Consider the following 14718-nt stretch of genomic DNA (forward strand, 5'->3'; position numbering starts at 1 on the left):
TGAAGCCATCTGTAGAATTTGATGGATAACGTATATGTAACCTTAACCTACGCTAATTGATATAAACCTTTCTTTTATTTGATTAACAATCAGATGAAGGGAAGGTTTTTATTTTGACTAGAAAACGTAAGGTATCACAAAAAAAAATTGGATTAGACGTTGTTACCTTAGATGAAGTGAAGGCAATTGTAATTAGAAATAAAGAACTAGAAGGTTCAAGAGAGGGGACTATACGGAATTACAGGAAATTTTTCAGACATTTGGAAAGTTTCTTAATTGCAAACAAGATTGAAAATATTAGAGTATTGACTGAACAAGATGCGAAAGGTTTTATGTATTATTTGATAACTCGAGGACTTCAGAGCGGAACAGTTAATAGTTACTTAAACAATGCAAAAGGTTCATTCAAAATTCTAAAGGAAGAAGGTTTGTGCAATCATATCTTCAAAAATACGAAATACTTAAAGACTGATGAGAAGAAAATAGATTTTTTAACAATCGAGGAAATAGATGCTTTCTTGAAAGTTATGAACTTAGACAAGTATACAGAATTTCGTGATTATGTATTTACCCACGTGTTAATTGATACGTTTGGTAGAATAGGGGAAACATTATCAATTACCAAAGAAGATATTGATTTTGAAGCTCAAATAATAACCTTTAGAAAAACTAAGCAACGGAAAATAAGGTCGGTTCCATTCTCAAATAAAACCGCTATGCTTTTGAAGAAATTGTTAATTGAAATTGAAGAGTTTGGAGGTGATCACCTTTTTCAGTCTTGGAATGGGAAACCACTTGAGAGAAGCGGGAGAGAGGTGTCTACTAAGATGAAAGAATATGCGAAACGAGCGGGAATATCCAAGCGAGTGCATCCTCATATTTTTAGACATTCTGCTAGTGCATTTTTCTTAAAGGAGACTGGGAATATTAGAGTATTGCAAAAAATTCTGGGGCATTCAGATATTACGATTACACAAAGATACTCGCATGTATTAGATAGCACTGTTCATGATTTGCATGATAAATATTCACTTGTTAATGCCTTGGAGGAATCTAAGAAAAGAAAAACCAAGATGTAATGTTAGAGACAAGTTGATAATGACAATGCTATTTGAAGCGCCTGTACGTGTATCTGAGCTATGCAATATCAAGAATGAGTTGTAATCAAGTGCTAATGTTTTGACACATGCTAAAGGCTATAAGGGACGTCTAATCTATATCAGCAAGGTTATGAGTTGATATATGCTTAGATTTGAAGAGCTTAAGATTAAAAGGTTCAAGCATAAGTTTAATGATGAAATCGAGGACGAACTCTTTCTAAACCAATGTTTGAAGGAGCTTTGTAAGAACGCTGATACTCAGAGAACTTCTAAATCACCTTAGAAGTTCTTGACAACGGAAGCTGTAATCGCTGAAAAACCTGAGCCGAATAAACCAAGCATGCCTGATATGGGCGGTATGGGTGGCATGGGCGGCATGATGTAGGACTGACAAGGCTTTCGAGCTTTGTAGAGGCTTATAGCTTCTCCTATTCGTGTCCTTGAATCTATGTTCTCACTTTTCACTTTGTGAAGTAGTGTGGTTCACAATTAATTCGCATAACGACTACCACTTCTCATGATTTCAAAAATCTATGAGAGGTGGTAGTTTTTTTGTTGCTTAAATTTGCTTATGAGGAGTTTATTACTGACAGAAGATTCAAGAACACAACAGCAGTGAACATCAAGAACTATAATCAGCTTTTGCAACCGTTTGTTGATTATTGTGTGGCTAGAGGAGTATTGAACGTAGAACATGTAACACAGTCTCATATCAAGGATTATCTATTGATGTGCCAAGAGAAGGGAAACAAGCCGAACACGATTAACACGAAGATTATGCGAATCAGAGCTTTTTACAACTTCTTAGTTGAGGAGAAGGTTGTTAAGGAAAACATAGCTAAGAAGGTGAAGATGCAACGTGTTGATGTGAAGATTGATGTGTTCACAGACGAACATATAAGACAAATGTTAGCTTATTACAGAGGATTGCGTAGGAAGGAACAATCATATTTCTCGTATAGAGGATATTTGTTAATCATTACATTGCTATCAACAGGAATTAGAAGGAAAGAAGCAGTCATGCTCAAATGGTCTGATGTTGATATAAAGAACTTAACAATGAACGTGTATGGTAAGAGCAGACAATATGAAACTGTCTTTCTAACTGAGAAGCTTTCAAAGGAACTAATGGTATATCGTTCATTTTGCGTACATCATTTTGGTCATGAGAATGATTATGTGTTCTTGAATCGTGATAACGCACCAATGACTGATTTTTCAATCTCACAGTTATTCGATAACCTAAGACAGCATATGAACTTCAAGGATGTAAGAGTAAGCCCCCATACGTTCAGACATACATTCTGTCATAGACTTGCTATGAGTGGTATGTCAGCCTTTGCAATTCAGAAGCTAATGAGACATTCAGATGTGTCTACAACAATGCGGTACGTGGCTATGTGGGGTTCTGAGCTTAGAGGGGAAAATGAGAAACACAATCCTCTGAATATGTTTGAGATTTAGTTATAAGCTTAGAAGATTCTAAACTATTGGAGCTTGAGGATTAATATGTCCTCAAGCTTTATTTGTTTACTTGAAGATTTATTAGTAGAATGAGAAGGCAAAAGAGTAACTTTAACTTCTTGAATATTTTCTGGAAAAGGTATTTTGTTATTATTATATATGTGTTATAATGGAAATCTTGATTATGATTAAATGAAATTTTAGGCACATACAGCAAAACTGTACTCTATTTTAGAGTGTGCCTAGTGTAGAAAATATAAATCAATCTTTTCCTTAAGAAGGGCTTATTTGCTTTGTCTACAGGAGAGGTGTTGAACTACGCTAGAGTTGTCTATTATTTCATTGACGTATTGTTAAGAGTTCAATATCAACAATAATTCCTCTGAATATAGACACTTTAGACTAGTTAATTCTAGTTTAAGGTGTCTTTTTACTTCAATGAAACTAAGTTTGTTAGTATGTTGTATTGCAAATTTAGTATAAGCCTCTTCTACATAGTTTCATTATCATGCCCCTCTTCTATTTCAAATCCAATAATTTAGCTTTTCTCTAAGGGATAAATAACTGATAGGAGAAAAGAAAATGAAAATGACGATGACAGACGTAATTAAAGAAGAGTATAAGGATTGGAAATCAGGAGATTTAGTAAGTATAGCTAGTGGTACAGGAAGTGGAAAAAGCTATTTTGTACAACAGGTATTATCTAAGTATGCAAAAGAAACCAATGACTTGATTCTTTATCTTGTTCCTAGGGTGAAATTAAAGGAACAGATAGAAGAAGAATTACAAAAAGAAGGTATAAGAAACGTCGAGGTAGTAATGTATCAGGGTATAGGAGAATTTTATAATAATATTCCAATCAATTCTTATCTGTATTCATATAAATATATTGTATGCGATGAATCTCATTATTTCACAAATGATGCAGGGTTTAATGACTACACTGATATTACATTGGAATATATAATGTCAGCTAATCATGCTATAACATTATTCCTAAGTGCAACAGGAAAGTTGATTATTGACTATCTCGAAAAGTTCTTTGCTGAAAGACGTCTGTTCAAGTATTCAATGGAAAAAGATTATAGCTTTATAAGTTACTTGTCAGCTTATCAATCGTTTGAAGAGTTAAAGAAAAGAATAGAGTGGCTTTTCAAAAATAATAATAAGACGATGATTTTTATCCAAAGAGATGACCTTGCATATGAGATTTTTCGTGAGTATGAAAATGATACGACTTTTGTTTGTGGAGTAGATAGTAAGTACAACGAATCCATGAATAAAGATAGAGTGAAAAGTATAACTGAAGATGAAAGATTCGATACTTTGTTTTTAGTAGCAACAGCAGCGTTAGATGTTGGTGTTAACATATACGATAAGGATGTAAAGCACATTATTATTGATATGCTCGATACTGACACTTTCATACAATGCCTTGGAAGAAAACGATTCTATGAAGATGAAGAGAAGAGCATAGGAGTATTGTTTCGACATTATACTAATCAACAGTTAGGTGGCTTTATTTCAAAAGAAAAGCCAAAAGTTGAATTTGGTCAGGTTTACCATGGGGTAAAAACATCAAATAAGAGAAAGTTAATTGATCAAGGTAGATTTCTTTATTTTGATCCAGTAACAAAAGAGACGAAGTTCAATAACTTAAGATATGTGAAGTCAGCAATAAACTTAAAGAGGTATGAAAATTATGTTCTGGAACCTAATGGTCATCTTAAAGCGGTGAAGTCTTTACTTAATTATAAAAATAAAGTATCAATAAGCGACGTTACCACCATTAAGAATGAGAGAAAGGCTTTGCTGGAACAATATGTAGGTTCTGAGTTTACAGTTAGTGAAGCTAAGGATTTCATAAAACTGTTGAAGCTCAAGAATAGAAAATCAAAAAAGATTATAAAAAGTCGTGAACATGCTAATGAGGAATTAGTGTGTTTGAGTTTTGATTATAAGTTTGAAGAGCTTAAGAAGTACATTACAGATGAAATTGGAAGGAGAAAACAGGTATGGTTATGGAAGTTGATTCCCATTGAGACAAATTGAGCTATAAGCTATATATAGGTTATGGTCTAATCTGTCTTAATTGTGAATGGGTGTATGTGAACAGGGGGCATTTCGGTAACGAAATGACACCAACAAATGATGCGCTGTCATTATGTGAACATGAGCGGAAGGAGCGATAGCGACAGTAGCCATGTTTATATAATGCAGGTCATCATGCGTTAGCAAAGTTTTGAACTTTATGTTGTAATCTGACTAATAGAGAAGATACATAAGTACTATTTCAGCACATCACATTGTTGGTGTGCTTTTTTGTATGTGTGAATCGCCAATCCATCACTCAGAGAACAACATCTACATAGAACTGATGTTCTAAATCAAGTAGGTATGATAAAAGTAATACCACTAACTAGATTCTCAACAACTAAACAGGTAGCCGAGTTCTATGGAGTAGAGACTGTTACAATCAACAATCTAAAGCTCCACAATGGATATGAGATTAACAGAGCAGGAATCAGATACACTAGGCATCAGGAGCTTAAAGATGGTCTATCTTCATTAGTTGATGGAGTTAGTGAGTGGCTTCAAATGAAAGTTGAATTAGGTATCGCAAACGGTATCAGTAACCTATATCCTAAGAGAACAGTGTTATTACTAGGTTTCATGCTAGAGGGTTCAATAGTGGCTGATAGAGTCCGACAGTTGATTAGTGGTGTTGAACTTATAGAAACTAAGAAGCATAAGAGAAATCGTCAACCTAAGTCTTATGGTAGTCATGCAACAGGTGATTGGATTGATGATCTAGTTGAATCGGTGAGTAAGATTCCACCTAGAGTAGTTAATACTAAGTCGGTTATTGATGAATTGATTGATTCATCATTTGATGAAGTTGTAGTAGAGACAAAGGTTAATACGGATTCTAATGAGATTATCGTTGTTCAGAACAATCAAGCAGTAACAAGTTCATTACAGGTTGCTGAGACTTTTGGAAAGCAACATAAACACGTTTTAGAAGCAATAGATAAGATGATAATAGATGTGCCGAAATCTCGACCTATGTTCTATGAAGCTGAAACTGCTGATAGTTATGGTAGACCAAGACGAACTTTCTACATGAATCGAGATGGCTTCACACTATTGGCTATGGGATTCACAGGAAAGAAAGCAATGCAATTTAAGATTGGATATATCGAACAATTCAACCTTATGGAGAACCAATTGAAATCACAATCACCTTCTATTGCAGTAGCTTCATACATGATAGACGACCCAATCAAACGTGCTAAACAATGGATTGAAGAACAGCAAGAGAAAGTTCTATTAGAGGAAGTTGTTCAGGAAAAAGTTAAGATGATTGAGTATAAGGATGCGTGTAGCAAAGCTCAATAGATTGAATTTGAGGAGTTAGCTTACAAAAACAGTAGTAGCAATCTAATAGAGTCAATTAGAGCTTATTTAGTAATCTAACAGTGCATTAACTAAGATTGTGGCGTATTGTAATGTTTTGTTATAAAATGTAAACGAGGTGATGGTAATGGAATTTTTTAAGTTATATTCTGAACGTAACAATCCCATAGTAAATGATGTATATGAATATGAGGTAATATCAGAAAAATGCAGAATACAAATACACTGGATATTGATGGATATTTTCAAAATAATAGGTGAAAGTCAAATGTTGAACACATTAAACAAAGGTATTCTTGAAGAGTTTGGAAGTCTAGAATTTAATGTAGAAGGACAAAAATTTCAAGATGTGTATAGTTATATGTTGAAGTGTGACAACATTAAGTATTTAGATTGTTTAGATTACATATCGAATTACTTTTATAGCCAGATCAACTACTTTGCTAAAGTAATATATACTAGAGATTCCGCTAGTAACAAATATAAATCGAATAATATTAATAAAAAAATAGAATTGCTCAATTATAGACTACGTCAGAACTCGATTGGATACGAAGTTATAGAGGGGCAGCTTGTCCGTATTGATAATCAATACATACATAATGAGATAGTGAAAAATGCTATTAAGCTACTACATGATAATGATTTTAGAACGGTTTCAGATGAATTTCTTAAAGCTCATGAGCTTTATAAACAAGGCGACTACAAAGAATCTATTGTAAATGCTGGAAATGCATTTGAAAGTGTAATGAAAACAATATGTGCAAAGTGTAGTTATCAATATGATGCACAACGAGATACTGCTAACAAGCTAATTAGTCATTTGTTTGATAATGAATTTATTCCGTCATACATGAAAAGTCACTTTCAAGGTCTAAAACAAGCACTAGAAAATAGCACTCATGTTTTGAGAAACAAAAATGGTGGTCATGGTCAGGGAGACGAGGTACTTAATGTAGATGAATCAATAGTTAAGTATACGTTGAATCTATGTGCAACCAACATAGTATTTCTAGTAGATAGATATAAAGAACTCCGATAAAAAATTTAGTTACTACTATTTTAAATTTATTGGCTCTTTTAGATGTTATTGATGTTTTTGTTCATTGAACTAACATGCGAATTAGTTCAAGAAGAACCTAGAAATAGTTATCATAGAATTTGAAACATTATCCATATTTTTACGTATATGATAATATACAAAACTTTTTCAATATACGGTATTGAATAGGTGCATCATATGTAGTATTGATAAGGGGGATTGCTAATGGATAATGAAATGGAGATTCAAGAACTAAAAAACCGTATATCTTCACTTGAGAATCAAGTCCAAAACAAACCTAAGGTATCAAACGCATTAAAGTTTATCTTAACTATTGTAATTGTGTTCGTGGTCTTAATGCTCTTAATGTTCGTGATTGGTATCTACAACTATGTAGGTGTAACAAATTAAGCTAACGTCAGCGGTTTTCTTTAGGTTGAAAATCAAGATTAAGATTTAACATAGCCAATTTATTAAAAGAATTATCCATGTAGTGACACAACTATCAACCCCTGTTACCACCACACGATACGATAGAGTTTGCCCACTTCTATTCAATTTGAAGTGGGTTATTTTTTTTTCCTAGAACAAAGTGAATCTTACTTACTGAATCAGTTTCGACTATTAGAACAGCGTTCATGTCTTGATGGATGGAAACCCCTGTTTTATCGGAGTGATACGAGTGAGAGTATCGAGTAGGAGTGCATCAATAGTCATGAGATACTACCTAAAATACAATTGAGAACTATTATCAGGTTACGAAAACATTGCTTTTCGTAACCTAGGAACGGTATACTTATTTCATCAAATACATATCTAAGGTCGTGACAAAATGGAAGAAAAAGTAATCAACTTGAATCAGCTTATAGCGAAACGTGGAGTTAATGATGATATAAACGAGCAAATTGAAAAGAAGTCAGCCATGTATCAAGGTGACTATGATAGATTCGTAAAGTTTGCACAACAAAACGGATTGAATATCTCATTTGATACACTTGAAGCATATCTGAAACATACCGTTGATAGTGGTCTAAAACTCAATACATTCAATAGACGAACCGCAAGCATTAAACACTTCCTAATCAATGTACTAGGTCAAACTGAATCAGCAGAACAAGGCAAACGTATTGCACTATTAAGACAAAAGTACAATGATGAAAAGTATTCCAAACAGAAGCAAGTTAAAGGACAATCAGCAAAGCCAAAAGAAGAAGTTCTAACATTGATTCGTAATCTTGATGTGAGAGCTAAAGCCATTTGCTTATTCAATCTGATTACCGCTTGTAGACCGTCTGAAATGGTGCTAGTGACAATTGGTGACATTGATTTTGAGCATGGAACAGTTGAAATTTACATGAAGAAACAGACGGAATGGAAAACTAAGCACCTAACACTTGAAGTACTCAATGCTATCAAGGACTATATGAAGGTATACAATCTTACTTCTGAAAGTTACTTAGTCGGTGAAGTGAACAGACACAAACAATATAAAAGCAAGAAAATATCTGATACAGCTTATAGAAAGTTGATTCACAAATGGCTTGGGTATGCACCCTACACTCTTAGAAAAACGCAGATTTCAGCCATGCACAAAGCAGGTGCAGACCTAGCAACCATAGCAGAACAAAGTGGACATAAGAACCTTGAAACCATCAATAAGCACTATTTATCAGTCGATGGTGGCAAGGTGAAGAAATATCTGTAGACAACGATTAATAATTGGAGTTGAACCTATATGTGTTCTATAGATTTCAGACATGTACTACCTGAATTAATCAAATATATGTTCGTCACTGAAAAGTAAATTACTGAAACAATAATTACTTGATTTACAAGTAATGAACATATATAAGTATTACAATACTGTTTTAATGAAACTTAATCCTAAAGATGTTAGTGCCACACTTTTTTCAACGACCTTAATTTTTGTCAAAGTAAATTCATCTGTAGTAATAGGTAGATTTGAATGAAAATGATTGTATATATCACTTGATTTAAAAGATTCATATTTAGCGATATTCGATGAAGATCTGAGTTTATTTTGGTTAAGTTCGATTAAACCTAGACGCTCTAGTGAGTTGATAGAAATAGGGCGGTGGATAGTACCATTAGGAGCAAGAAGTATATGCTCTGCTTGAGCTAAACCTAAAGAATCATTTTCATCTGTAAATCTAATATCAACTATAGGTATGCCAATATTAGGAGAAAAACATATTAGGGTTTGAGCATCTTCTGATGATAAATCTCTTAAAATTGAAGAAAATTATGGTAGAACAAGATGATTTTTTCTTGAATCTAGTGAAGATGAAATTAAGTTAGCAAACATTTCTCTAAGCTCTTCTGAATCAAGTTGAAACTTTGCATCTTCAATTGCTTTAAGTGCTAGATTTATTTTGCTATCATCTCTATTTTCAATAGGTATATTCTCATTCTTAGAAATAATACTTTGTTTGAAATCTTCTAATGTCTGATCTCTAACTATGTTTAATTTGACAAATGGGTCTAACACAACATGAAGTACACCTCTTAATGCTTGTCCAACAAGATTTGCGGAAGGGTTAAGTAATTCTTTTTTTGTAGGTTCAGGTATTAATTCAGCTATTATCTTGCTTTCTTCTAACATAAAATCACCCATTTCTATGTAATTTCTTCCTACTATACCATGTTAACAAAAATAGGTAAAATTGCAGTTTTATTTTGACCTGTGAACAAGCTGGGAGTGGATTAGAAGCTTGTTGTAACTAAGCTAGACCGTCTAGCTCGTAACACTAAAGAGGGCATATAATTGATTGAGAAACCTTTTGAGAAGGGTGTAAAGGTTCATGTTCTCAATGTAGGCTTATTAGAGAATACAAGCATGGGGAGATTCTTTCTGACCACACTTTTAGCTGTAGCTGTAGCTGTAGCTGAAATGGAACGTAACATGATTGTTGAGCGAACACAGGAAGGTAAAGCAATAGCCAAGCAAAATGCTGACTATAAGGAAGGTAGACCTAAGAAGTACACTCAGTATCAACTAGATGAAGCTATGAAGCTTCTCGAAACAATGTCATTTGCTCAAGTTGAGAGAGAGATGAATCGTAGAGGTACAACAATCAGTATGAGTACTTTGAAGCGTGAAGCTAAGAAGCGAAAAGCTAAGAAGTTAGCACAGGAAGTTTAAGGATTTTGAGAGCAGGTGCATGTCAGTGTTGATATGTTCCTTTTTGTGGATTAGCTGAGTACAGTATAATATAGGTATAAATGGAAAAGGGGTGTAGAGATTGCAACGATTAGATATGTATTATAAAGCTCTTGAGATGGGCAATGAAAACCTAAGCAATGCTACAGGTGATAAAGAGCGAGTTTTAGAAGAAGTAAGAAATGAAAGCCTCCTTCAAGTCATATTAAGAGTTCATTTGTACATCGAGCGAGAATTAAATACGATGTTAAACGAATTGAATTTAGATGCTATAGGTATTCATAACAATAGATTCAAAACAAAGCTAGATATTATTTATAAGCTAAGTATGATTGATAATAAGTTATATGATGTGCTTACAAAGCTGAATTTAATTAGAAATGAGTTTGCCCATAAAATTGATACCAAAGGAGATGAGGAGTTTTATAAACAATTGATAGATGGAGCTTCTGGGTTAGTATTAGACAACCATAAGACTGATGTGAAAATGAAAGAGCTATTGTACAAAGAAAAACTGTCTACAAACCATAAGATTAAAATGCTATTAGTAAACATTTGGATTACATTGAAGTTTACTTCTACTAATATGAATAAAGTGAAGTTAGATATGGCTACACGATTAGAAGGTGAAGTACGCCAAAAGATAAATGAATTAGAATAAGCGTTATTTAATAACTAGATGATATGGTTTGAAATCAGTTCGAGGTCACTTGATTTTCAACTAATATGGTTTTAAAAATAGAAATAGTGTCGAGAAGCATTGAGACGTAAAGGTCTTAGTACCGCTTTTGAAAATCAAATCAAGGTGTAAAATCATTCTTTTATTTAGCTGAATTAGAATATGTAAGTAATAAATTTCTGTATATAGTAGATAGCTATGAAAGGAGTATCTTATGTTACTACAAGAGTTTGAACACAGGTGTTCAAGCAAAGAATATGTTTTTGGTAGTACTCCAGAAACTAAATATTATATTATTACATTTTCAAAAAGATATGGAAATTATCTAGTGAGAATATTAAAGAATCATAAGATAATATTTGAAACAAATGTTCATAGATTAAAAAAAGCCAAGTATCATTCTTTTGAGTGGCTTCTTATATATGATCCTCTAGTGATTGAAAATAAAAGTGTCACAATGGTACACTATAGTCCCTATAGAACAATAAAAGGTAAACCTAACGATAATCCATGGTTCGAATGTTCGAAGTTACAATTAAGTTTAGACTTAAAAACTTTTTATAGAAATAATAAAGAATTTTCTAACAAAAATACAGTAGAGTCTTCTTTAATTAAGTCCATTTTTGACGACCTTGAAGCTGAACAAACAGAGGATGGTTTTGGATTAGAAGGAAATGTGAAATACTATTATGGCAAACGCTATGAACGTGATTCTAACAATAGGAGATTAGCGATAAAAAAGCATGGACTGAATTGTTATTCTTGCGGATTTAACTTTGAGAAGGTATATGGTGATCGTGGTAAAGACTTTATAGAAGTACATCATATTAAGCCTTTGAGTACTATCGAAGAAGCAGTGGAAGTGAATCCTGAAACTGATTTAGTTCCCTTATGTGCAAATTGCCATAGAATGGTACATAGAAGACGAGATAATGTTCTTAGTATTGATGAAATTAAAGACTTAATATCAATTAATATTTCCAGACCATGAATAATAAAGAGGGTGAATCCATGAAATCAATTAGAGATGAGATACATGAGTTGATTGATGCAATACCTGATGAAGTATTATACGAAGTCAAACATGAACTAGAAAGAATCAGATTTGAAAGCATGATTCCAACAGTCACACCTACAAAAGAAGAGCTAGAGCAAATTGAAAAAGCTGAGAGAGAATTTGCTAGTGGAGAGTATTACACCTTTGAGCAAGTGTTTGGCAAGGGTGGAATATTGGAAGATAAAACATGATCTACTATTAGCGAAGGTTACTATCATGCAATTGAAGTAAACGAGAAGAATATTAAGTTTTTGGGTACGCTCTTTTTAGTTTGAAATTACAGGTGGAAAAACTGTTTTAGTGTGGAGATAATAATCAAACTTGAAGCGGGCTGAGAGGTTGATATATGTCCTGAGATCGACTCTGAGTCACTGTTCATATCTAACTTAGGAACTTGACAAGCTCTGTGAGAACGTCACTGAGAGCTTTAAAGAGGATGCGAGATAATTGATAGGTAGCCCCCTAGTTTATAGCAATTAAGTTGGTAACTCCTTGTCTAGTAGCCACCCTCATACATACACACGAATTAGTTTGAATCATGGAGCGAACTGAAAAGATAATATGTTGCATGTTCTTGGGAATATAATGATAGAAATGTCTGAGAACTAAGAGATTTATTAGAGTCAATTATCTAAATGAAAAGAGGTCAAAAGCATGAAAGAACTTAGAGAAAAACTACACAAACTTCTTGACGAGATAACAGATGAGAGTTTAAGTGAAGTTAAACTTCAGCTACAAAAAATCAGATTCTTTGAAGTAGTTGAGTTCGATGATGAAGAACTGACTGAGGATGAAAAGGCACAAATAGAGCAAGGTGAAGAAGAACTCGCTAGAGGTGAAGTATACACCTTTGAAGAAGTGTTTGGTGCGGATAAAAAGGAATGAATTTCATGTTGTTAACAGTTATTAAAGAATGGTCTCAAACCTAAGGCATAAGTGGATAACCATCTACTAGTGCCTTTTTTCTTTATTGTTGTATAATTAACCTAAAATTAGAAACAGTTATTGTTTTATATATTGTTCATATAGAATTGAGGTGATAAGAGTGAGTGATAAGAGATTTGATGAGAAGGACTATTGGAGAGCTGTAATTCTCTATGGACTGAATACAGCTACATATAAGATTGCTCTTTGACAAGCTCTAATCAACTTCTCAACAATGGACAAGGATTTTGTGTCTATGGACATGTTAGCCGAAGCTTTTTTTAATCTATACCATGAACGCTTGAAAAACAATATGCCTCAAATGAGTATTCAGGGCAGAAGAACGGCAATGGAGCGTATTGTTGATTTATATAATTTAAGTAAGCTAGATAGAGATGAAGCTATCACTAAAGTCAAGCTAGAAGCTTTTAATGATGTGATACCAAGGTTTCATACTGTTAATGGTATTGATCTACCGATTTCATTCTATGAAGCGGGTAAAGATGGATTGGTCATTAAAGACTCTCTATTTGAGGTATTCAAGGGTAAAGAGAGTGAGTCACTAACAGAGGAATTACAATCAAGATGGGACTTGTTAGAATCAGCTTTTGAAATGAGACATTCAGAGGCGAGTATGAGCAATGATATTAGACGTATCTACCTAGAGAGTGGCTATGATAGAAAGAGCATCACACATACGATTCCCGTGCTTAATGGCTATCAGAACGGTGTTTGTTTCTGTTGCGGTGAACAGATAGAAGGGAAGATTCATGTGGATCATGTAATACCTAGACAAGTTGTCTATCATGATGAGATTTGGAATTTGGTATTGTCTCATGAATTTTGCAATCTCCAAAAGAGTGATTACTTGCCAAGCATGGTTTATGTGGAGAAATTGATTGCAAGGAACGAAAACTTTATTTCTAGCAAACATCCCATATCAAACAAGCTTGTTGAAAAGCTTGGTAAGACACCAATAGCAAGAAGAAAGAACATCTTGAAGGTGTATGAGGATGTAAAGGTTGTTCTAGGTGGAGCTACATGGGAAGGGATTCGTGGCTATAATCCGATGACAGATACATTTTATAAAACATTTATAAGGAGCTTGAAGCTATGATTGTTTATAACAAGTTAGTACGTGATAAGATACCTCAAATCATTGAAGCTAGTGGGAAGACATGTGTAGTAAAGATACTGGATGATGTAGCCTATGAGCAAGCTCTAAAGGACAAGCTTGTAGAGGAAATGAATGAAGTTCATGGAGCTAAGAGTGATGATGAGCTGATAGAAGAACTAGCAGATTTGTATGAGGTGTTGAGTTCATTAGTATCAGCTAAAGGTGTTAGTGAAGAACAGTTTCTTGAGATAGTCAAAGCTAAGAACGAAAAGCGTGGTGGATTTAGGGATAAGGTCTTTTTAATTAATGTTAATGAATAATTTGTTCTAACATAGAACTACTGAGACTACAAAATGTATAAATTAAGGAGTTTTTACGTTAATAATTTCATATGGGGTGAGACTATGTTTATAGTATACATTTTAGTAAGTATGATGACATTACCCTTGCTAAGGAAGATAAACATTAAATATTCAAAAAAAAATAGTGGTAATTTTGAAAAGGATACTACCCCGAGATACATTGCAATTACTATTCTATTTTTGTTTCTAGTTAGTATGATTTCATTTTTTTTAGTTATTTATGAACTGTTGAATTTTTTCAATAAGACTGAGGGAGAATTTGCTGTGTATACCTATTTTATTTCAATAGTGTTATATTTTTTATTTGTTATTAAGTTCAGCAGTGAGAAAGAAAAAACATAGGCGGTGGGGTGAACCTAAGTCCTACTCATCTCA

12 protein-coding genes and 3 pseudogenes are annotated in these 14718 nt (G+C 33.5%); 14 read left to right on the forward strand and 1 reads right to left on the reverse strand.

Annotation, left to right across the window (positions count from 1 at the left end; genetic code table 11):
- Positions 1 to 113 precede the first annotated feature (113 nt).
- From AC1TO5_RS17295 to AC1TO5_RS17325, 7 genes and pseudogenes are all read left to right on the forward strand, one after another.
- Positions 114 to 1079, forward strand: coding sequence for a tyrosine-type recombinase/integrase (locus tag AC1TO5_RS17295; RefSeq protein ID WP_482064089.1), 966 nt, complete (start codon positions 114 to 116; stop codon positions 1077 to 1079).
- Positions 1080 to 1386: 307 nt separating this feature from the next.
- Positions 1387 to 1485: pseudogene (locus AC1TO5_RS17300) on the forward strand (TCP-1/cpn60 chaperonin family protein); the annotation flags it as partial.
- A gap of 167 nt (positions 1486 to 1652) precedes the next feature.
- Positions 1653 to 2564 carry a tyrosine-type recombinase/integrase gene (locus tag AC1TO5_RS17305; protein WP_482064090.1) on the forward strand — a complete coding sequence of 304 codons (912 nt, stop codon included), beginning with the start codon at positions 1653 to 1655 and terminating at the stop codon, positions 2562 to 2564.
- Between the two features lie 582 nt (positions 2565 to 3146).
- Positions 3147 to 4616: a helicase-related protein gene (locus AC1TO5_RS17310; protein WP_482064091.1), complete on the forward strand. Its 1470-nt coding sequence runs from the start codon at positions 3147 to 3149 to the stop codon at positions 4614 to 4616.
- A 345-nt stretch (positions 4617 to 4961) separates the two neighbouring features.
- Positions 4962 to 5963 carry a Rha family transcriptional regulator gene (locus tag AC1TO5_RS17315; protein WP_482064092.1) on the forward strand — a complete coding sequence of 334 codons (1002 nt, stop codon included), beginning with the start codon at positions 4962 to 4964 and terminating at the stop codon, positions 5961 to 5963.
- Between the two features lie 145 nt (positions 5964 to 6108).
- Entirely contained in the window at positions 6109 to 7023 is a 915-nt protein-coding gene (locus tag AC1TO5_RS17320) for an STM4504/CBY_0614 family protein (protein ID WP_482064093.1), read from the forward strand.
- Positions 7024 to 7855: 832 nt separating this feature from the next.
- Entirely contained in the window at positions 7856 to 8728 is an 873-nt protein-coding gene (locus tag AC1TO5_RS17325) for a tyrosine-type recombinase/integrase (RefSeq protein ID WP_482064094.1), read from the forward strand.
- A 150-nt stretch (positions 8729 to 8878) separates the two neighbouring features.
- Here AC1TO5_RS17325 and AC1TO5_RS17330 read toward each other — a convergent pair.
- Positions 8879 to 9658: pseudogene (locus AC1TO5_RS17330) on the reverse strand (DUF4393 domain-containing protein).
- A 96-nt stretch (positions 9659 to 9754) separates the two neighbouring features.
- Between AC1TO5_RS17330 and AC1TO5_RS17335 the strand changes: the two are divergent.
- The 7 genes and pseudogenes from AC1TO5_RS17335 to AC1TO5_RS17365 all read left to right on the forward strand — a co-directional run.
- A pseudogene (locus tag AC1TO5_RS17335) lies at positions 9755 to 10186 on the forward strand (recombinase family protein); the annotation flags it as partial.
- Positions 10187 to 10286: 100 nt separating this feature from the next.
- Positions 10287 to 10865, forward strand: coding sequence for a hypothetical protein (locus AC1TO5_RS17340; protein WP_482064095.1), 579 nt, complete (start codon positions 10287 to 10289; stop codon positions 10863 to 10865).
- A gap of 232 nt (positions 10866 to 11097) precedes the next feature.
- Positions 11098 to 11874: an HNH endonuclease gene (locus AC1TO5_RS17345; RefSeq protein WP_482064096.1), complete on the forward strand. Its 777-nt coding sequence runs from the start codon at positions 11098 to 11100 to the stop codon at positions 11872 to 11874.
- A 20-nt stretch (positions 11875 to 11894) separates the two neighbouring features.
- Positions 11895 to 12131: a hypothetical protein gene (locus AC1TO5_RS17350; protein ID WP_482064097.1), complete on the forward strand. Its 237-nt coding sequence runs from the start codon at positions 11895 to 11897 to the stop codon at positions 12129 to 12131.
- Positions 12132 to 12594: 463 nt separating this feature from the next.
- Positions 12595 to 12825, forward strand: a complete 231-nt coding sequence (locus AC1TO5_RS17355) for a hypothetical protein (RefSeq protein ID WP_482064098.1) — start codon at positions 12595 to 12597, stop codon at positions 12823 to 12825.
- Positions 12826 to 13120: 295 nt separating this feature from the next.
- Complete coding sequence (locus AC1TO5_RS17360; protein WP_482064099.1) at positions 13121 to 13981, forward strand: HNH endonuclease; 861 nt, start codon at positions 13121 to 13123, stop codon at positions 13979 to 13981.
- On the forward strand, positions 13978 to 14301 hold the full coding sequence (locus AC1TO5_RS17365; protein WP_482064100.1) for a pyrophosphohydrolase domain-containing protein: 324 nt from the start codon (positions 13978 to 13980) through the stop codon (positions 14299 to 14301). Before AC1TO5_RS17360 ends, AC1TO5_RS17365 begins: the two co-directional genes overlap by 4 nt.
- The last annotated feature ends 417 nt before the right edge of the window (positions 14302 to 14718 follow it).

Source organism: Paenibacillus sp. Y930 (assembly GCF_056786375.1).